This window comes from Cytophagales bacterium, from assembly GCA_033344775.1.
Taxonomy (GTDB): domain Bacteria; phylum Bacteroidota; class Bacteroidia; order Cytophagales; family Cyclobacteriaceae; genus JAWPMT01.
In genome coordinates this window covers 1,993,443-2,013,849 of the sequence record JAWPMT010000005.1, presented here as the reverse complement: position 1 = coordinate 2,013,849, position 20,407 = coordinate 1,993,443, and the positions used below count along the sequence as shown (strand labels likewise).

Genomic DNA, 20,407 nt, shown 5'->3' with positions numbered 1-20,407 from the left:
AAAATGAAATCCCGCTGACATTTCGTTCAGTTCCCATCATCCTTAACCAACCCTGGCTGTTCCTTCACTAGTAACTTTTAAAAGTTGATTTAAAAAGACACCTTGATTCTCCTCTCCGGAGGAGATAGAGGTGAACTGAAGTACACTTCGAGAGCCTCAGTTTGACTTCAAAATAGGGGCAAAGTAGAAATGCTAAATCCAGACAAAATGAAGAAAGCAGGAAGAATAAATGGGATGGTGTTGGCCTTAGGTCTGATGGCAATAAGTGCGTGCGAGGATGAGGTGGAGTCTAACAGAGAATGGGCCATTCCTGCAACAGCGGTTTTTGATGGCGGTCCGGGAAAAGATGGTATACCTTCCATTGATAGCCCTTCCTTTGGCGACATTGCCAGTCAGGATAACAATATTCCGGATGGTGATCTCGTCGTTGTGGTGAAAGTAGGGGATGAGGTGAAGGCTTATGCTCATAACATCCTGGATTGGCATGAAATTGTTAATGATGATTTTACTACTGGATTGAAACTTGCGCTGACCTATTGCCCCTTGACGGGTACCGCGATTGGGTGGGATCGGACCATTAATGAAACAGTGACCACCTTTGGCGTGTCCGGCTTGCTGTATAATAGTAATTTGATTCCTTACGATCGAGTGACCGATAGCTACTGGAGTCAGATGCTCAATGAAAGCGTAAGTGGCCAACTAATCAATCAGGCTATCGCACAATATCCCGTTTCCGAAATGACTTTTGCGGCATTTAAGGAAGCGTTTCCCAATGGCCGCGTATTGACCCGAAGTACAGGGTTCAATCGAACTTATGGGTTGTATCCTTATGGGAGCTATTTGTCGACCAATAATACCCTGTTTCCCGTAGATCGTAGTGATGATCGAATTTTTGCCAAGGAGCGTGTTTTAGGTGTACAGGCTGGGGGCATCACCCGAGTCTATCAGTTGAGTTTGTTTGAAGAAACGAATATTGTCTTGGATAATCTCGATGGTCAGGACCTGATCATCTTTGGGAATCAAACGCAAGGATTTGCCAATGCGTACTTAGCCAGAGCGTTGAATAATGAAACGCTCACACTGGAATCAATCGATGGAGAAAATGGTGTAGTCGCCCGAGATCAGTTCGGTAACGAATGGAACCTCTTTGGCGAAGCAGTATCCGGCCCAGATGCTGCAGTATCCTTATTGCCTGCTCCTGGTTACATTGGCTTCTACTTTGCCTGGGTAGCATTTAATGCCGATGTAGAGATTTTTGAAGGCAGTTAAGGTCTCGAAAAGTCAACCTGATCTGAGTCAGTGAAAGTTTCACACGAAAACGACGAGAGGCCAATACATATGGGAACTCATTCCACACCAATTTCCACGGAGATCGGTAAGTGATCCGATCCGATATTTTCTCCAACTTTTCTAGATTTCACTGAAAGCCCTGCTGATATAAGGCAATGGTCCAGGGTGGTCCTGGCCGGACTAAACCAGGTAGGCCAAGTGGTGAGCTCCCCAAAACCGCGCCTTGTATCAATAAGTTTAGCAGTTGAAGTAAGCTTTTTGAAATGAGTTGAAAAAGAAGTGGTATTCAGGTCACCAATTAAAATAACTTCACTATCTAATTCAGCGATATATAGACCAAGCTCTGCCAATTGGGAATTCCGGTGTTGGAAATAATCTGCTCCTACGGGAGGCAAGGGATGTGTAGCGATCAATTGAACAACGGCTGACCCTATTTCAATCGCTCCTTGAATAGAAGGGATGTCTAAATCCCCAAATGTTAATGTTTTCAGGTTTGTGATTTTGCCTTTACTGTAAAGTGCCATTCCGAAGTTGTCATTTCTCGGTATTGTCAATCGATGTGGATATTCCTGCAGCTTCGGTTCCAGCTGCGATTGCCAGATGGTGTTGAATTCTTGCAAGAGGATTATATCAGGGTTGTTTTGATTGATGTAATTCTCAACTAATTTGAATTCCATGTTCGAGCTTAATAGGTTGATGCAGATGATTTTTGTTGTTTTAGTCAGGCTGATGTTTTTATTTCCCCCGAAGTAGAATGGAACTATCTCCATTATAAGAATGAAAATGAAAGGGAGGAAGATCAATGAAAGTTTCGTTTTCTTAAAGGCAAGGATCACTGTCCCACAGGTCAGAGCCAGAAGGTATTGCCATTTGAAATGACTGAATAAATCCAATATCCAGTTGGGTCCCGAGAAGAAACTTAACAGACTAGTGATAGCAGTTATTGCCATCGATGCAACTAACAAGCGACTTGAATATTTCGTCATTCAGACTATTTCGTGGTAAATCGATAGAAAGATTAAGTTCGGGTCAATTCCTTTCTAATTATGTTAGCTGGATCTAGGATGGCTCAAGAGGTCACTCATCATCGATAAAAAAGGAAATTGGTTTAAGTTTTAAACTTAAACCTTATTGATCGACTTCAGTTTCAAACTGAAGTCAGTGAACAGTTGTATTTGAAAGATCAGTTCAAATGCTCATTGATGACGGTAAAGGTGTAATAATGTTCTTCACCCATCATAAATCCATCGGACTGAATGGAAGGTTCTATTTGTAAAGCCCTCAGTTCAATTTCTTGACTAGTTCCATCCCGGTTTTCTACAACTAAAACTAATTCATCGAATAAGTCATAGATTTCATCAGCGGTTAATTGTTCATGGTGACCATCCTGAAAAAGGAATCTGACCGAACCGGAGCTTGAACCTCTGTCACTGGTAAGTAATGTCTTCGCGTCATCTTCTCCGTTAACACTCCATTGAAGGTCAAAACTTATGTCTGAATCATTTTTGACAATCAATTTATGTGTGGTGTCTTCAATTTTAAAGAAGAGATCACAGCTTGAAGTAGCTGCCATAATTACCAGGCAAAAAAGTAAGCTTCTCATAATCAATAAATTATTAGTCGTTTGTGATCAACTTTCAATTGTTACAGTGATGTAAATATGATCAATTTCGTGGACTTTTTATCTGGTTCAGAATTGATGGATCTAGCTCTGCAACACCTGACCAATAAGGGAAACACTAAATATGCTCAATAAGAACCAACCAATAAACCCTTCTATGATAGTAATGTATCTTGTAATCCCCTGGACGGGAATCGCGCCAAAGCCCAGCGTCGAAAATACATTGATACTCAAGGTGACTGAATTCAAGGTGCGTACTCCAATCAGAAAGACCGTATAGGCGGCAAGAGAGAAGAAAGTCACCAAAGCAACATAAGTTTTGCGTTTTGAGCTTAGATCTACCCATCGACCTTTTAAGATTTCAATCCGTCGATAGAAAAATGTGAGGAATTTATGTTTGATCATGGCAGCCAGATACAATGGCTTTCCCATTGCCAGCACAACAGCAGGTAACTGCCCCTTGTTTTCACGAATTTCCTTTTTGTAGTGCTCGAAGGTTTGAAAGAGCTCTTTGTGTTCATCTGAATAGAAATCTTCTAGTTTTTGCTCTGATTTGAAGTATTCCATCAGTTTTCGATGTTGACCGATCAGGAATTTTCGATCAATTTGATCCCAGTCACTGGGAAAGAAAAAATATAAGGCAGCAAAAAGGAGAATGGTCCACATAGAAAAAATGAGGGACTTTACCGGGCTGGTGCCATAAGCTGAAAAGTACTTGAGAAATTGATTAAGGCGCCAGTTGAACAGCGATTGAAGGTCCGGGTTTTGCAGATATCCATATTGATATTTCCGCGTCTCCATGTCTTTCATTTGCACGTAAGAAGCATTGGCAGATTCGATATCACCCTGGGTCCGGTACATCGAATGAAACTTACTGTACATGCTTTTTAGCGCATTAAAAACATAGATTTGAGCACTTAGTGTATCTGTCTGGGAGTTGAATGGCAGTTGAGCATAATCATAGTATAAGCCAAGCCCAGCATTGCTTAATTGATCCCAGTAAAAAGAGGTATTGTTCAATGGGAAATTGAATTGATTGGTACCTAAAGGCTTGTTGAAGATACAATCCTGAACAGCGAGTACTTCTTTGACTGAAACTTCGATGAAATCGATGATCGTTTCTTTAAATTCGATGCCATCGATGTACATGATGTCATAAATACCACCGTTGAACTGAATCACCGGATCAACGTCGGTTTCCAATATTTCGCAATTACTCAAATTGAAGGTGTTGATCTTGTTTTCATTCTGAGTGATATAGATGAGAATTTGAAAGGGTTGGTCTTCTACTTCGAATCCATAGTTAAATGGAACACTGGGTAATTTGGCTTCGGTTGAAAGCTTACAATTGCTAAAGGAGAATAAGTTAATTTGAAGTTCGGCGATAATGATCCGGTGCAGGATGGAACTGTATTGAAATTGAAGCGTACCCATATCGGACTTTCGAATGTCCAATCCTTCATGGAATATGTCATTATAAAAGATCATTTGGCTGCCGCCCTGACATGCAGTAAGGGACACATTTCGATGAAAAATCAGGTTGCTCATGACTACCGTAGAATTCTCTGGCAGTTTGCAGTTGAATAGCATGACTCTTGAACGAATGTGTATGGTATCCTTTGGGATCGTATCCGCTGCTGGAGTTCTGGGTTGCCACCAGGCGTAGAGGGAGTCTACATTTTCGTTGTAGTAGATTTCTGTGTTCTGGAGGATATAGGTAGAGTCTTTATGATTTGCCATTTCCTCTATCCATTCACTGATGGAGATACTTCTTTCGTATTCCTGCGCATGTACTTGCGTTACGGATCCAATAGTGATCAGACAGAATAGTAGGCGGTAGAGATGCTTTAGCATTGATTTGCTTTTAGACAAGTTATTCAATGCTCAGAATAATAGCAATGGGTTCCACCGTGACTGTTGGATTGGTGGTTCTTTGTGAAAAAATCCGGCACCATTCCTGATGCCGGATTTCTAATCAAATGTGTGTTTCTCTTTTACCAAACGTCCAAAGAGATACCCTATGCGGGGCACAGGTATTTTTCAGTCAAAAAAAATAAGACCGAAAAAACCCTTGCCGGGCGCCCGGCATTACGCTCGGATTTACGATACCTGCGCCCCAGCTTTCATTAGCAGGGCCTTGGTGGCGTTGATGCCATCGGGTTCAGATAATTCGTCTCCTTCAAATTCAATTCCTACAAAGCCTTTGAATCCCGCATCCTTTACGATTTGTAACATTTTCACGAAATCGGTAGACTTTTCATTTCCTTCCGCATCGAAGGAATGTGCTTTAGCACTTACGCCCTTTGCGTAGGGCATCAATTCCTTGGTCCCCTTGTAGCGATCGTACTCATCTTCACATCCATCGGCGCCTCTGGTAATACAGAAATTACCGAAATCAGGTAGTGTACCACAGTTGGGAGAATTCACTTGCTTCATGACATCCGCTAGCCACGACCCGTCTGAAGAATAGCCACCATGGTTTTCGACGATAATATTAATACCATTTTCAGCGCCGTATTCGCTCAGACGTCCCAGTCCGTCTACCGCGGCAGCTTTCACTTCCTCGGCAGTACCCTGCCCCGCAGCATTCACACGGATAGAATGGCAACCGAGGTATTTGGCGGCATTTACCCATTTATAATGATTTTCTACGGCCTTGATGCGAGCAGCTTCATCTGCATCTCCCAGGTTACCCAATCGATCGCACATGATCAATTGACTAGAAACACCATTGTCATCGCACTGTTGCTTAAGTCCGTTGAGATAAGCTGTGTTTTCCGCATGGGCGTAAAAGAAGGTATTCACATATTCGATAGCTGAAATACCAAATTGCTGTTTGGCAATACTTGGGAAATTTTTAGGATCTAATTCTCCTTGAATGACGGAATCAGGATCGTTATCCAGGGCTTGCGCGAATTTCTGCCACCAGTCTGGCTGATTTCTCTGTTCGCCGAAAAAGGCACGGTTCAAAGACCATTGGGCCAAAGAAATGCTGAAAAATAAGCTGGCTGTTTCTTCTGCCAGAGTTTCTGTTGCTGATGAGGCCTGCTCACTAGCTCCGCTGCTTCCACATGCAGATAATATAGCTGAGGAGCTCATGATTGTTGGAATGGCCACCAGGCCAGTGCCTATTTTCTTGATGGATTTTCTTCGGGATTGTATCATATCTCTTTTCGGTTAAGTCAAAAAATTATCAATTAGATCAGATGGTTTTCATTATTATCAATTTGACGGGACCATTTTAATAGATTTCACTTCCATTAAGCTGTCCATTTCAGTGTTGGCAGCTAAAGTCAATTCATGATTTCCGATAGGTAATTTCAATTTTCCCATGGAAACCAATGGCCAAACTTTTTCCTCCACTTCACCTCGGGGTACCCGGTCTTGATTGACCACAGTTGTAGCTTCATATGGTGAGTTTATTTCTAAGGTAATGGTTTTATCATGGCAATGAAGTGAAAACTGACCAGCTGCAGAAGGAACCGATAACTCCAGTAGGACTTCATACGCCATCTCACTAACGACTTTGATGTTCCAGGTGGCTTTGGAATCTTTTTGCCATCCAACGAACCAGTCATTGGCCCAGCCACTTCCTCCTTTGAAGGTTAAGTCAATGAAGGATGAGGCATCAGGAGCTGGAAATACGATAAGGGGGACCTTCAGATGGCCTACTTCGATTGGTGGTGGAATTAATCCTTCTGAAGTGACATCCGATAACCACTTTTCATAGTTCTCGGCTAATTCACGGACCAATTCAGGTCTTTCTTGTGCCAGGTTATGGTGCTGTACTGAATCATCAATCAATTGATATAACTCATCTCCATCACGTTTTCGAGTCAAGACAAATTCATGATTACGAATAGCCCCTGGAATGGTATCAAAATCCCAGGATACCTGATGGGTAAAAAAGAATCGATCTTCTGATTTTTCACCGGATAACATAGGCACCAGACTAATGCCGTCCATGGCAAGATCTTTAGGTGTTTGTAAGGATAGCAAGTCAGCGAGTGTAGGAAGCACATCGATATGAGCGGCCATTTCGTTGATCTTTTGATTGCTCCAGTCCGGTTTTTGTGGATGATGAATGATGAAAGGAACCCTTACCCCTCCTTCATCTACATGTGCTTTTCTGCCTTTCAGTCCATTGTTGTAGCGCCATCCGTTAGGGCCATTGTCGGTCATGAAAATGATCATGGTGTTATTAGCGAGACCTATTTCCTGAAGATGATTTCTGATCCGGCCGATATTTTCGTCTATGTTCTCTACCATGCCATAAACGGTAGCACCCTTGTCGTTGAGTCCTCGGGTTTTGTATTTGTTGTAGTACTTGTCCGCGACCTGAAACGGACTGTGCGGCGTATTGTACGAGATCATCGAAAAAAAAGGTGCTTCCTGATCCGTCATGAAATCAATGGCATGATCCGTGAAAATATCGGTGGAGTAACCTTCCATTTTTTGTTCTTCAAATTGAGAAGTCAATACCGGATCGAAATAGTTGTTGAGATGGCCATCTGTAAAACCTATGAATTGCTCAAACCCTTGTCCGATGGGGTCGTGAGGATACTGCTTGCCATTGTGCCACTTCCCGAATAAACCTGTACGATAGCCGTTTTCCTTGAAAACTTCAGCAAGTGTCACTTCCTCAGATTGCATGACTTCTTTTCTGTGGGTGACCCAAGAGGTGCCAGTACGTAAATGATACCTTCCTGTCAATAAGCTGGCCCGGGTTGGTGCACAGACTGGCGATACATAGAAGCGGGTGAATTCCGTAGACTCTTTTTCGAATTGATCCAGTACGGGTGTTTCAATCTCAGGATTGCCGTGAAAAGCCAGGTCGCCATAACCCTGATCATCGGTAATAATCAGGATGACATTCATTGGCTTTTCCTTTTCAGATTGATTGTTGCATCCCACACTCATCAAGGTCAATGCAAATAGTGCTATGGTGCCCAGACCCTTCATGGAGCAGGATCATTTTTAAGGATGGGGAGTATCATCCCTTTTCGGTACGGATTATCGAGATCAGATTCGAAAAAGACCTGATCGTCCTTCTGGAAATTGAGGAAATCAGCTTCGCTCGCATGCCCTGGATACGCGGCATAATGGTGCATGGTATTGGCATTTCGCCAGAGCAATACCCAGGCAATTGCGATGCTTTCTGAGTTCTCTTTTATTGGGTTGAGTAGCAATTCTGTAAACCAATTGGGTTTCTTCACGCCCTCGAGACCTGTTTCTGACAAAGCAGCAACTTTACCTTTTTCCTGTGCGATTTTTGTAATCAGCTGCAAGCTTTCGATGAAGTGAGCCCTTTGTTTTTTTCGGGATAGCGGATTACTTGTCCGGCCCACGTCCACATAGTTGTCCAGGCCAATGATGTCTACATAATCATCTCCTGGATATCCATAGAGATAATGTTCGGTGGCCTTCTTGTTTAATTTTAAAGCGCCACGGTCCGGAGAGAAGCAAATCAGTACATGGTGGATTTTTCTTATGTTTCTCAGGTAATCCACCGTAAACCGAAAAAGCTCGATGTAATCCCCTTCCGATATGTTGCCTTTGCCCCACCAGAACCAGTTGCCATTGTGCTCGTGCCAGGGACGAAAGATCACAGGGATCCGTGTCCCATTTAACCGGCATAGGTTGAAAAAATCAGCCAGCAAGTCCAGATGTTTCAGAAGCTTTTGGTGTTGGTTGCCTCCGGGTAAAAGCTGTGCTACTCCCTTGGTTCGGTCCCAACTATCTCCGCCGGAAATGAGGTTGTCCAGGTGCCAGGAAAAGGTGTTAATGCCCCGACGTTTAAAAGTAGCCTTGACCCATTCCAGCATATGATCAAATCTCACACTATCGATGTTCTTTTCCTGATCCAGGGTTCTGCCAAGGTCCCATCCGTGAACAGCTGGGAAAGATCCTGTGATCCTCTTTATGTCCGATTGATTAGGAAGTGTAGGTTCAGATTCCGTTCGCCAGCTCACGCCATAAGCTTGAGCATCTTCGTGCCCAAGCATGAAACCAGCTTCCGATAAGGCATGCAGATTGGTTAATAAGTTTCGGGTTTTTCGGGTGGCTTTTGGGTCGGCAGGAGCTTGACTTTTGACAATATTCAAAGCAAAAAAGGTCATTGCAAACCAGAAGAGTCGAAGGGTCATGAAATCCAGCCAGAGAATTTATTTCGATAAGATTACTGAAAAATGTTTAGACCATTGCTCAAGTGGAACATTCGTACAGCTTTATAAGTACGATGGCCCAACGTGGGCCTCCCAGATACCCATTCTCTTCGAGGTAAGAATCAATCGACCATGATTTGGGGAGATTGACAATAAGACCTGTTATATTGAATTTTTTAAACCCCATTGATCTGATGAAGACCAGATTTGTAAACCCCCGATTGGCGTTCCGCTTGCTTAGTGTGGGAATGATGATCGCCCTTATGTTAAGTGTTGTTTCATGTGGAGAAGAGAAGCGTGCTTTCTCCGGAACAGACCTCCTGTTTCAATACCAGGTAATTGCCATGGACCTGGAAAAAGGTAGTTCAACTGTTGCCTTGACCTTAAAGAATCAAGGAGCTGTGGATTTGGAACAAACAGGATGGGTACTCTACTTTAATCAAATGGCTGGCCTTCCTGAATCCAAAGAAATCGGTGCGGGTCTTAACCTTGAACGAGTCCAGGGAGATTTCTGGAAGATCACTCCCGGTACTGGTTTCGAAGGGATCAAATCAGGAGCTTCATTGTTACTTGAGTGGGATCTGCAAGGAGTAATGACCAGTGCAAATTTTTTGCCTTTTACGCCTTTTATAAAAATGGCTTCTGGGTTAGAAGCAGAATTGGTGCAGGCTGATATCTTGCCGATCAGTAATGACTTGATCCCGGAATCGATTCGATTCACTTCCCAGGATCGGTTTGAACAAAATGAATTATATGAATTTTCGAATGAGACTTCTGCGTCAGCTATCGTGCCTTCTCCTCAACGTGTTTCCAATGCTGATGGAGTTCTTAAATTAGATGGCTTTACCGTAAATTCAGACGACTCATTTCAGCAAGAGGTATCCTGGTTTCAGGCGTTTGTGCAAGCTGAATTGGGGAGTACTGTTTCTAGTACGGAAGCCACCTCAGCCAATTTGCATTTACTACTAGATAAAAGTATCAGTAACCCTGAGGCATATGCTTTAAAGATTGACGCGACTAAGGTGACTTTATCTGCAGGATCCAATGCTGGTATTTTTTATGGTTTGCAGTCATTGATCGCTTTGTTCCCAGTGGATGCATTTGCCTCTGAGTCCGTAAGCATGGAACTGCCACAAGTAGTTATCCAAGACTCACCGGCATTTCCATATCGGGGTTTTCACCTGGATATTTCACGAAATTTCATTCCTGTTGATGTGGTAAAGAAGACCTTGAAATTATTGGCATTTTATAAGGTGAACGTATTCCATTTGCACCTGACCGATGACGAGGGTTGGCGACTTGAAATTCCGGAAATCCCTGAGCTGACAACTGTTGGAGCCAGAAGAGGCTTTTCAGAAAGCGAAGAAGGATTCATACACCCTGCGTATGGTTCAGGACCGGATCCGGATGATGAAACGAATCACGGAAGTGGCTACTACAGTCAGAAAGACATGGTTGAAATATTAGAACTTGCTGCAGAGCATCATATTTCAGTGATTCCAGAGATTGACCTACCAGGTCATGCTCGCGCAGCAATCATTGCTTTGGAGCATCATTTTAAAGCAACCGGCAATGACCAATACCGCCTGGCTGACCCACAGGATAAGAGTGAATACCTGTCCATTCAGAATTACCCAGATAATGTGATCAATGTTTGTCAGGAATCTACCTACGATTTCATTGGATTGGTGGTAGATAACCTGATCAATATATATGAACAGGCAGGACAGGAAATGCCTATCCTTCACATTGGTGGAGACGAAGTACCCAAAGGTGTTTGGACAGCTTCTCCTAATTGTGAAGCGTTAATTGCAGATAATCCTGATCTGGAAGTCTCAAGATTGCAGGAATACTTCTTCTATCGTGCCAATGAGTTGCTGAAGTCCAAAGGCATTCGAATGGCTGGATGGCAGGAGATTGCAGAGAGTGAGCATGAGGGTGGTTATGAGGATAAATCCATGATCCCTTATATCTGGTATCGTGCCGACGAGGGATATCGACTGGCCAATGAAGGCTATGAAGTGGTTCTTTGCAATGCCACCAATTTATATTTTGACCTTTCCTATGACCGAGATCCAAGGGAAACAGGACTGCATTGGGCGGGTTACGTAGACACCCAAAAGGCGTTTGAATTCATGCCCTATAATTTTCAGCTGCCTATTCCTGATTATGAGCAAGATGGAGCCGCAGTAGCTACGCAAACCATCCTGACCGAAAAAGGACGAGGAAATATCTACGGCATCCAGGCGCAACTTTGGAGTGAGACCGTATTCAATGGGCACATGTTGGAATACTATATCCTTCCTAAATTGATTGGCTTTGCAGAGCGGGCCTGGAAAGGGGAGCCTGGCTGGAAACTGGATCAAGGAAAGAAAGTGGGATTTGAGGCGGATTGGACCACTTTTGCATCTCAAGTAGGAAACAAAGAATTACCGAGACTGGATCACTTGTATGGAGGATGGAACTACCGCGTACCTGTGCCTGGGGTTAAGGAAGAAGGAGGAAGAGTTACGGCAAATGTTAATTTCCCTGGATTTGAGATCAGGTATACCACTGACGGTAGTGAACCAAAGGAAACCAGTTCGTTATATGAAGGACCAATTGATACATCCGATAATTTGACATTCCGGGCTTTCACCAAATCCGGAAGAGGAGGGAAGACTTCTCGTGTCGAATAGATAGATGTCAGGTTGAGCTTGTCGAAACCTTAGAAGTACAAGTTCTTCTTTTGAGCCACTTCACGGAATGCCTGCTCGAGACTTCTCTTGAGGAGGTATTTTTTTGCTCGAACAAAGATAAAAGAGAGTAATCCCAGTCCAAGCAATAAATAGATGATTTGATTCAATTGTGCCATCTGCTCCTGTTTCTCCATATCCTTGAAGAAACTGGCGGTGAGCAAATCCATTTTGTGTTGCTGACTTAACTTCAAAGTCTCTTTCTGGGCAAAAAGGAAAGCTTCATTCTCGTCGACATATTTCCTATGATAAAAACTGGCTTGCTTTGAATCATTAAGGGCGAAACTTATCTGAGTAAGGAGATCATAAACCTGATAATTTTCTGGTAAAAGTACCAATTGGTTATAGCATTTTAAACTTATCGTGGCGAGTTCCTTTGCGGTATTCAAGCGACTACTTTCAAACATCAACTGAGCAATACGAAGTTGATTTTCAAAAATCCTTACAGAATCTGATAATTGTTGATTTTCACCGAGTGCCAGCTTGAAGTACCTTTCTGCTAGTGAGTTATCTCCTTCTCGAAAGTATGATTCGCCAATATTATGGTAAGCAAATCCCAAAAATTTTGTCTTTGATTCTACTTCAAATGAAAATTCCTCAATTTGCTTAAAGTAGTATCTGGCTAAGGCATAATCCTCCATTTCAATCGCGGTGACGCCCATGTAATTCAGGCTATTTAGTATCGTCCACTCATCTTTTGTTTCCAGGCTCATTTCGAAGCTTTGTTTGAACAAATCAAAAGCTACTGGGTAAGCTTCCTTTCTCATCATTGCTTCCCCTTTACTGTAAGTCAACTCGTGAGTTCTAACTTTTAAATTGTGTTCCAAAGCAATAACTAATCCCTGATCAAAGTACCTAATTGCTTCGTCGTACTGATAATGCCGAATAAGTATTTCCCCAGTATTTAGATAAATATCTACCAGTGTCTTTGGGGTTCGTTTGTCACTGGACTCAGTGAGAAGTCTAAGTGCTTCCAGATTTAACACGAAGCTTTCACCAAGCTCGTTGTTAACTCTATGTAGATAAGATTTGATGAAGATAGATTTTGCTTCACCGAAGTTGTAGTCAATCGATTTGGAAAAAGAAATTGCACGATCTACGTAGAAGTGAGCGCTATCTATATTTCCTGCATCCAGATGATCATAAATCGTATACTTTGCCTCATCAATATCCTGTTTGGAATTGAAAGGCATTATACTGGCAAGCAAAAGCAAGACAGAAGTAATGATCATCTATTATAGTCTGGTTTCTTCTCGTAAAAAACGGAAAGATATAAAAAAGCAGGGATTACCTGCTTTAATTATATCAAATATTGGTTAACCTGGCCGCTTTACCTTCGATTCACCGGTAGATTCCATTTCAATTTCATCCATTGTGCTATCCTCGCAAGAGGTTGTCAAAGTTAATACTGCAAAACCAAGGATAAGGGCCATTAAATACTTTTTCATAGTGCTGAAATTTTAGTTTTATTACCGCGAATTTACTGGATTTCAGCGCTATAAGGTCTCTACTAAGTTTATGGGTTGCGAATTTTATTTTCATTATTTCTCATACTGGTCTGAGTTGTGAATTATAACCTATTAAATTTTTGCCTCTATAGCTTATAACGAAAATCAATTAACCCGATATTCCGTATATTTATAAAAACACTATTGACATGAAGGCTTTAGTAATAACAATTGTCTCGTTCTTGGTCAGTTTTTCAGCTGCTGCTCAATGGAATTTCGGTATTGATGTTAAGGTTTACGATCCTGTAGGTGAATTCAATACGAATGTGGATGGCGTAGCGGGAGGGTTAAGCCTGCGAGGAATTAGGATGTCCGATAATGGAAGATGGTCTTATGGAGGGGAGATCGGTGTTGCGATGTATTCTCAGGATCAATATGATGTAACCTTACCTTCAGGCACCCAGATTGAGGTAGACGAAGAAGATTGCTTTTGGACGGTGCACGGACTGGTGCAGTATACCTTATTTCAAAATGAAGCCATCAGAACTTATGGAGAAGGACGCATCGGAATGACCACCTTTTTCAGTTCGACCATCGCATTGACAGAAAATTCAGAATTCGGAGATGAATTTGAATTTCATGGAACCGCCTTCAATACTGGACTGGGCGGCGGAGTTACTTTGAATATCGGCAAAATATTTACAGGGGAACGCAATGAGTTCAATTTCGATGCAGGTGTAAATGTCCACTCCGGTTCCAATGCAGTCTATCGAGACATGGATGCGGTGGATACACCAGCACCTTTAGACGCAGGTAAATTCAAATCATTGACCCATTATGTTGGCTATCGATTTGGGTTGTTAGTTGGTTTCTGACTATCAATCGGATTCCAGCATATCCAACACCAGACTTGCAGTCCACGAGAAGTTTTCACCGCCATACGCGGTTGGAGCATTTGGATCTACCGGGAAGTATTCCATGAAACCATACTTTTCTACAAGTGCTAAGACCTGACCTTTGAGTTGATTAGCCAATTCGGTTTTTCCATAGGCCTTGAGTCCTTGCCAGATCAGATAATTCATGTTGATCCATATTGGTCCACGCCAATATTTCATGGGATGATAAAGGCTATGTTTGGGATCGAATGAAGGAACAGCCGGATATTTCAAGATGTTTTTCAGATGTTTAAATACAATAGACTGTTGCTCCTCATTCAACAATTGTGCAAAGAGCGGCGTAAAGCTAGCTGCTCCCCAGCCGGGGATTAACTGACCGTTTACAATGTCCATGGGCGAAAAGTAACCTTCCTCATTCCAAAGTACTTTTGAAAAACTTTCCTTTCCTTGTTTGACTTTCTTTTCTAGTAAGGACACATCCAATCGGCATTGACGCCCCAGTCGGATCAGTGAATCTCCAGAAGCGAGGAAAATGGCATTGGTGGTAAGTTCCACCATCTGATATGGGTAGTTAGCGGGGATTGATTCGTAATGCACATCTTTCAACGCGTTGAGCTGCCAAATGTACCGTTTGTATTCTTCATCACTAGGGCGCGTGTCGGCACTGTTTTCCACGACTTTTTTATCTCTGCGATCTATGAATACATGGGCTAATTCATCTCGTGAGATTCGCTGTAGCGCTTCATCCCACCATGGTGCATTATCCAGTCCTGTTTCCCAATTGTGGGTGATGTTTATCAACCCGTTTTTGAGCGTGTCACGGTAGTCGTAATAGTATTGGTGCAGTTTTAGAGTTTTTCCAATGAGTGCTTTAAGCCGGTCTTTCATGCCGAATTTCTCGACCATACGCTCCAGTACATATCCGTGGACAGGAGGTTGTGAAATACCGGAGGTAGCCACATTTTTCGGTGCAAATTCGGAGGTTCGGCTATCCCAGTATTTTGCGGAAGGGAAATATTGGTCACCAAACTTATCGGCATGATGGAATACGATGTGAGGGAGGAAGCCATTGCTCCACTGACCGGAAAACAAGGACTCCATTTCCTGCATGGCTTTTTCCTCTTCAAGATGCATCCAGCCTAAGGCGATGAAGCCAGAATCCCAGTTCCATTGAAAAGGGTAGAGCTTTGCGCTAGGTACGGTATATCCTTCGCGCCAATTTTGTTCCAGCACCGATTGTGCAGTAATTTTCAGATCTTTCATGTCGCTGGGCCAAAACTAATTCGAAAGCCTCTGACGCTGAAACTGAGCGTTCATTCCTTTCGTATTTATAAGTATGCTATATCCGGAACGACCTAAAATTCAATTAGAAAAAAGACCTCAGGATTGGGCAATTGAAATAGCCACATTTGTTGGCGTATTGTTGTTGATCGGACTGCCCATTTTGCATTACACCTCTCTGCCAGATACAATCCCCATTCATTTCAATGCCAAAGGTGTGGCAGATGGATACGGATCCAAGGGTACTTTGTTGATGTTGCCAATTATAGGGACGGTCATGTTCATCGGGTTGTACGCGCTTAATCGTGCACCACATATATTTAATTACCCGGTAGAGATCACTGAGGAAAATGCAGAAAAGCAATACCGAAATGGTACTTCGCTCATGCGTTGGATGAATATGGTCATGACACTTTCGTTTGCCTTTATGGAGTGGCGCGTGATTGATTCATCCATGCAGGGACAAGGAGATTTAGGAGCTTATTTCTTGCCCGTTTTTCTCATCAGCATATTCGGTCCGATTGTCTACTTCATTTGGAAAAGTCGGAATTAGCTAAGGTTTAAAAACAACGTAAGTGTGATCTTCACCTTGAAGTTCTTCCTCAATTATTGCTGAGATCACTGCCCAATCACCTCCGGCCAGCCCTGCTCCAATGGCCGGGTAGCCGATGAGCTTTCCTGAGAAGGAAGCTTTGACGCTGCGAAATGCCCGACGAATGGCTTCGTAATCCGCAAGTGGGCCATTTCCCCTCCAGTGAAATTGTGTGTATGCATTCACGACGATCAGGTGGTTGGATTTAGCATAGCTGATCGTGCCTAGTTTGCTATGGTCTCCCGATTTGGTTTGTTTGTCTGCTTCAAATGCCTCGGGGAATTCAGCCTTGATTCCTTTGGCAATTCCAGCGCCCATTGTGCAAAAACAATTGCATCCATGCACAATTACGTCAAATGTGCCAGCTTTTCCCAGTTTGATCAGATCACCTTCTAGCTTTTTCATTCCAGGTCCTTTTCTCAAAGGTCGGGAAATAAATCATTAGCTTTATAACTCCCCGGCTTAACCTAGATCTAATGAAGCGACCTTACGCCCTGTCTTGCCTGCTTTTCACCGCATTATTATTCGACGTTCAAGGCCAAAATGCTGAACTGGATTCAATCAGTGCGAGTTATGCGAGACGATCCTTTCCTATTTTGCTGGAGTTGCTGAGCATTCCCAACGATGCGAATTATCCCGAACACATCGAGAAGAATGTGATCTGGTGTGAAAATGAATTTCGTAAGCGGAATTTTGGAACGACAAGAATAGACACAGAAACAGTTCCATTATTGCTGGCGGAACGCAGGCATGTAGGTGCAGAGAAAACGGTATTGATCTACCTCCAAATTGACGGTCAGCCTGTAGATGGGCGATGGTGGAATCAGTCTAACCCATATGAACCCACGCTGAAACGCAAAGATGACGATGGCAATTGGGAGACCTTACCCATTCAATCAATCAGCCTGTATGATGATGATTGGCGGATTTTTGCTCGGTCTGCGAGTGATGCCAAGGGACCAGTTGCCATGTTTTTAGCGGCTTTAGATGCGGTTCGCGATCTTGAAAAAGAACCGAATTTCAACATCAAAGTGATCATGGACTTTGAGGAAGAGCTTGGTTCGCCTCGGTTGCCACAAGCGGTCATCGATAATTCAGATCTACTGAGTGCAGACATGTTGATCATTTTTGATGGGCCCAGACACATTACCAACCAACCTACACTCACATTCGGAGCAAGAGGAATTGCCACGATTCAGCTGACAACCTATGGTCCGATTGTACCTCAGCATAGTGGACATTTTGGGAATTATGCCCCTAACCCTGCTTTGCGCTTAAGCAAATTGTTGGCTTCAATGAAAGATGACGAGGGTCGGGTGACCATTCCAGGATTTTATGATGGGATCGAAATAACGCCGGAGGTAGAACGGATCTTGAAACGAGTCCCTGACGATGAGCGTGGTATCAAGTTGCGGTTACAGATTGCACAAACAGATCAGGTTGGGGGATACTATCAGGAGTCCATTCAGTACCCATCACTTAATATCAGAGGCATGCAATCTGGCTGGATCAATGAAAAAGTGAGGACCATCATTCCAGGTTCAGCCCGAGCAGAAATTGATGTAAGGCTGGTGCTGGAATCAGATCCCGATCGATTGATTCGGTTAATTCGTGAGCATATTGAGGATCAGGGATATCATGTCATTGATCGATTGCCGGTCAAACAAGAACGAATGTCGTATCCCAAAATCGCGACCTTTACGTCGGAGGTGTCTTATCAATCCTTTCGTACTGACTTTGATTCGGAGGTCGGTTTATGGCTGAGGAGTGCACTCAACAATGCATTTGGTCAGGAACCGATCATGATACGCATGAGTGGGGGTTCTATTCCGATTTCGCCTTTCGTGACCACTTTAGATATTCCTGCGGTTACTGTTCCGACGGTGAACAGGGATAACAATCAACATAGCCCAAATGAAAACCTAAGGTTGGGGAATTATCGAGAAGGCATTAAAACCATGATCGCCATTCTAACTGAAAAGCTCTAAACCATGAAGTATTTATTTCAAGTGTTTCTTTTGCTCTTTTTGATATCCTGTATTCAGCAAAAAGAACAGGCAGTCGAAATTAAGATTCAAGGCTTAACCGAATCTGTGGAAGTGATCCGTGATGAATCCGGGATCAATCACATTTATGCGCAAAACCAGAATGACCTGTTTTTTGCTCAAGGCTACCTGGCCGCGAAGGATCGTTTGTTTCAATTTGAGATATGGAGAAGACAAGCGACCGGGACCGTAGCAGAAATATTAGGGGAAAGCGAATTGAAAAGAGATATCGGTACTCGACTGTTTAAGTTTCGAGGGGACATGACCGAAGAAATGAACTACTACCATGAAGATGGCGTAGAGATCATTACCCAATACACAGCCGGAGTAAATGCCTACATCGACGAGGTATTACAAAACCTGGAATTGCTGCCCGTCACTTTTAAGGCATTAGGCATCCTTCCACAAAAGTGGACACCAGAAGTGGTGATCTCCAGACATCAGGGACTTCTAGGGAATATTGGCACAGAGCTAGCAACTGGAATTGCTGTAGCGAATCTCGGAGCAGAGCAGGTAAAAAAATACAGTTGGTTCCATCCGAAAGATCCAAAACTAGCTCTTGATCCAGCGATAGATGGTAGTCTGCTGAAGCCAGAGATATTGGAACTGTACAATGCTTATCGAACCAGTGTAAACTTTCAGCCAGAAGATATTTTGCCGGATTACAGAACAGAATTAACCGAGCAATCAATTGGCATGAATTTCCCACAGGAGTTTGAATCACAGGATCTCTGGATAGGAAGCAACAATTGGGTGACCCGTCCCGAACTTGCTGCTAATGGGCATGCTTATATGGCGAATGACCCACATCGAAGATTAGCTGTTCCTTCTTTGAGGTATTGGGCACATTTGAATGCTCCGGGTTGGAATGTGATTGGTGGGGGTGAGCCGGAAATTCCCGGTATTTCGATCGGGCACAATGATCATGGCGCCTGGGGGTTGACGGTATTCCGTACGGACGGAGAAGACCTTTATGTTTATGATTTGAACCCTGAGAACCTTCAGCAATACAGGTTTCAAGATGCCTGGAAGGAAATGACTGTGATCACAGAAAGGATTCCAGTCAAAGGCGATGGGGATCATGAAGTTGACCTCTGGTACACCCATCATGGCCCGGTGACCTATATTGATTCTGCCAATTTTAAAGCTTATGCAGTGAAGTGTGCATGGATGGAGCCTGGAGGTTCTCCGTATCTTGCCTCTTTGCGAATGGATCAGGCGAAAACCTGGGAAGAATTCCGAACTGCCTGCAACTACTCGCACATTCCGGGTGAGAACATGATCTGGGCGGATCAGTCTGGAAATATTGGCTGGCAAGCCGTAGGAATCGCTCCGATCCGAAGAAATTTCAGTGGCATGGTGCCTGTGCCAGGTGATGGTCGCTACGAATGGGACGACTATTTGCCAATTGTTCAGAAACCCAATGTCTACAATCCTCCTTCCGGCTATTTCGCTACAGCCAATGAAAATGTAACTCCAGAGAGCTATGACGAGTGGGATGCAATCGGGTTCCAATGGGCTGACCCTTTTCGCGGGGATCGTATTGCGGAAGTGTTGGAAGGCGGGAAAAAACTCACCATGGAAGACATGAAGGCTTTACAAACCGATTATTTGTCCCTTCCGGCTCGTCAGTTGCTGCCACTCTTGTTTGATCTGGAAGTAGCGCCTGGCGAAGTAGAAGACGCGCAATTAATGTTGTCCGATTGGGATTTTCGCTTAGATCCTGCATCAGCCGAAGCAGCCATTTATGTAGCCTGGGAAAATGAATTGAGAGAGAATTTCTATCACTATTTTCCCAATGATGAGGTTCAACAGCACATACCTGCCATACAGTTTTCACGGATACTGAGTTGGATTTTTGATCCTAACAGTTTCATCGCTGACAGGAGAGATGAATATTTAGCCAATACCTTCGAGCATGCAGTAAACTGGTTGATGCAGCAGCAAGGAGAAGATATGCGTCAATGGCGATACGGGGATGCTTCTTTCAAACATGTGACCATCCGACACCCGCTGGGAACCGTAGTAAATACTGCATTGCAAAAGCAACTAAATACTGATATCATTGAGCGCGGCGGAAATCAATACACACCTGGTGCCACCGGAAGTAACTTCAACCAAACCCATGGCGCTACCTTCCGGATCATTGTGGATGTAAATGATTGGGATGCATCAGTGGGAATGAATTCTCCTGGACAGTCCGGAGATCCAAATAGTCCTTACTACAAAAACCTCTACAAAAAGTGGGCCGCCGACGAATTCTTCCCAGTCCATTTTAGCCGGGAAAAAGTAGAGGCCAATGCACAACAGAAGGTGAGGTTGGTGCCGGAGTGAT

Annotated in this window: 15 protein-coding genes; 6 read left to right on the top strand and 9 right to left on the bottom strand. The window is 43.5% G+C overall.

What is annotated here, in order from left to right:
* Nucleotides 1-207 precede the first annotated feature (207 nt).
* A complete protein-coding gene (locus tag R8G66_26240) occupies nucleotides 208-1,269 on the top strand; it encodes a DUF3179 domain-containing protein (GenBank protein MDW3195902.1) in 1,062 nt (353 codons plus the stop codon).
* Nucleotides 1,270-1,346: 77 nt separating this feature from the next.
* Here the strand turns inward: R8G66_26240 and R8G66_26235 are convergent, their stop codons facing one another.
* The 6 genes from R8G66_26235 to R8G66_26210 all read right to left on the bottom strand — a co-directional run bounded on the left by R8G66_26235 (nucleotide 1,347) and on the right by R8G66_26210 (nucleotide 9,057).
* Complete coding sequence (locus R8G66_26235; protein MDW3195901.1) at nucleotides 1,347-2,276, bottom strand: endonuclease/exonuclease/phosphatase family protein; 930 nt, start codon at nucleotides 2,274-2,276, stop codon at nucleotides 1,347-1,349.
* A 197-nt stretch (nucleotides 2,277-2,473) separates the two neighbouring features.
* Complete coding sequence (locus tag R8G66_26230) at nucleotides 2,474-2,893, bottom strand: hypothetical protein (GenBank protein MDW3195900.1); 420 nt, start codon at nucleotides 2,891-2,893, stop codon at nucleotides 2,474-2,476.
* Nucleotides 2,894-2,995: 102 nt separating this feature from the next.
* A complete protein-coding gene (locus R8G66_26225; GenBank protein ID MDW3195899.1) occupies nucleotides 2,996-4,765 on the bottom strand; it encodes a hypothetical protein in 1,770 nt (589 codons plus the stop codon).
* A 246-nt stretch (nucleotides 4,766-5,011) separates the two neighbouring features.
* A complete protein-coding gene (locus R8G66_26220; GenBank protein ID MDW3195898.1) occupies nucleotides 5,012-6,076 on the bottom strand; it encodes a sugar phosphate isomerase/epimerase family protein in 1,065 nt (354 codons plus the stop codon).
* A 57-nt stretch (nucleotides 6,077-6,133) separates the two neighbouring features.
* Nucleotides 6,134-7,873 carry an arylsulfatase gene (locus tag R8G66_26215; GenBank protein ID MDW3195897.1) on the bottom strand — a complete coding sequence of 580 codons (1,740 nt, stop codon included), beginning with the start codon at nucleotides 7,871-7,873 and terminating at the stop codon, nucleotides 6,134-6,136.
* On the bottom strand, nucleotides 7,870-9,057 hold the full coding sequence (locus R8G66_26210; GenBank protein MDW3195896.1) for a glycosyl hydrolase: 1,188 nt from the start codon (nucleotides 9,055-9,057) through the stop codon (nucleotides 7,870-7,872). Before R8G66_26210 ends, R8G66_26215 begins: the two co-directional genes overlap by 4 nt.
* Before the next feature lie 212 nt (nucleotides 9,058-9,269).
* Here R8G66_26210 and R8G66_26205 point away from each other — a divergent pair, with 212 nt between their 5' ends.
* Nucleotides 9,270-11,753: a family 20 glycosylhydrolase gene (locus R8G66_26205; GenBank protein MDW3195895.1), complete on the top strand. Its 2,484-nt coding sequence runs from the start codon at nucleotides 9,270-9,272 to the stop codon at nucleotides 11,751-11,753.
* 29 nt (nucleotides 11,754-11,782) lie between these two features.
* On the opposite strand, the gene R8G66_26200 is transcribed toward R8G66_26205, so the two are convergent.
* On the bottom strand, nucleotides 11,783-13,042 hold the full coding sequence (locus tag R8G66_26200) for a hypothetical protein (protein MDW3195894.1): 1,260 nt from the start codon (nucleotides 13,040-13,042) through the stop codon (nucleotides 11,783-11,785).
* 425 nt (nucleotides 13,043-13,467) lie between these two features.
* Between R8G66_26200 and R8G66_26195 the strand changes: the two genes are divergently transcribed.
* Nucleotides 13,468-14,133, top strand: coding sequence for a hypothetical protein (locus tag R8G66_26195; GenBank protein ID MDW3195893.1), 666 nt, complete (start codon nucleotides 13,468-13,470; stop codon nucleotides 14,131-14,133).
* 3 nt (nucleotides 14,134-14,136) lie between these two features.
* Here the strand turns inward: R8G66_26195 and R8G66_26190 are convergent, their stop codons facing one another.
* Nucleotides 14,137-15,417 carry a trehalase family glycosidase gene (locus R8G66_26190; protein MDW3195892.1) on the bottom strand — a complete coding sequence of 427 codons (1,281 nt, stop codon included), beginning with the start codon at nucleotides 15,415-15,417 and terminating at the stop codon, nucleotides 14,137-14,139.
* Between the two features lie 73 nt (nucleotides 15,418-15,490).
* Between R8G66_26190 and R8G66_26185 the strand changes: the two genes are divergently transcribed.
* Nucleotides 15,491-15,988 carry a DUF1648 domain-containing protein gene (locus R8G66_26185; protein ID MDW3195891.1) on the top strand — a complete coding sequence of 166 codons (498 nt, stop codon included), beginning with the start codon at nucleotides 15,491-15,493 and terminating at the stop codon, nucleotides 15,986-15,988.
* On the opposite strand, the gene R8G66_26180 is transcribed toward R8G66_26185, so the two are convergent.
* Nucleotides 15,989-16,432: a macro domain-containing protein gene (locus tag R8G66_26180; GenBank protein ID MDW3195890.1), complete on the bottom strand. Its 444-nt coding sequence runs from the start codon at nucleotides 16,430-16,432 to the stop codon at nucleotides 15,989-15,991.
* Between the two features lie 71 nt (nucleotides 16,433-16,503).
* On the opposite strand from R8G66_26180, the gene R8G66_26175 reads away from it, so the two are divergent.
* Entirely contained in the window at nucleotides 16,504-18,015 is a 1,512-nt protein-coding gene (locus R8G66_26175) for a M20/M25/M40 family metallo-hydrolase (GenBank protein MDW3195889.1), read from the top strand.
* A 3-nt stretch (nucleotides 18,016-18,018) separates the two neighbouring features.
* Nucleotides 18,019-20,406 carry a penicillin acylase family protein gene (locus tag R8G66_26170; protein MDW3195888.1) on the top strand — a complete coding sequence of 796 codons (2,388 nt, stop codon included), beginning with the start codon at nucleotides 18,019-18,021 and terminating at the stop codon, nucleotides 20,404-20,406.
* The last annotated feature ends 1 nt before the right edge of the window (nucleotide 20,407 follow it).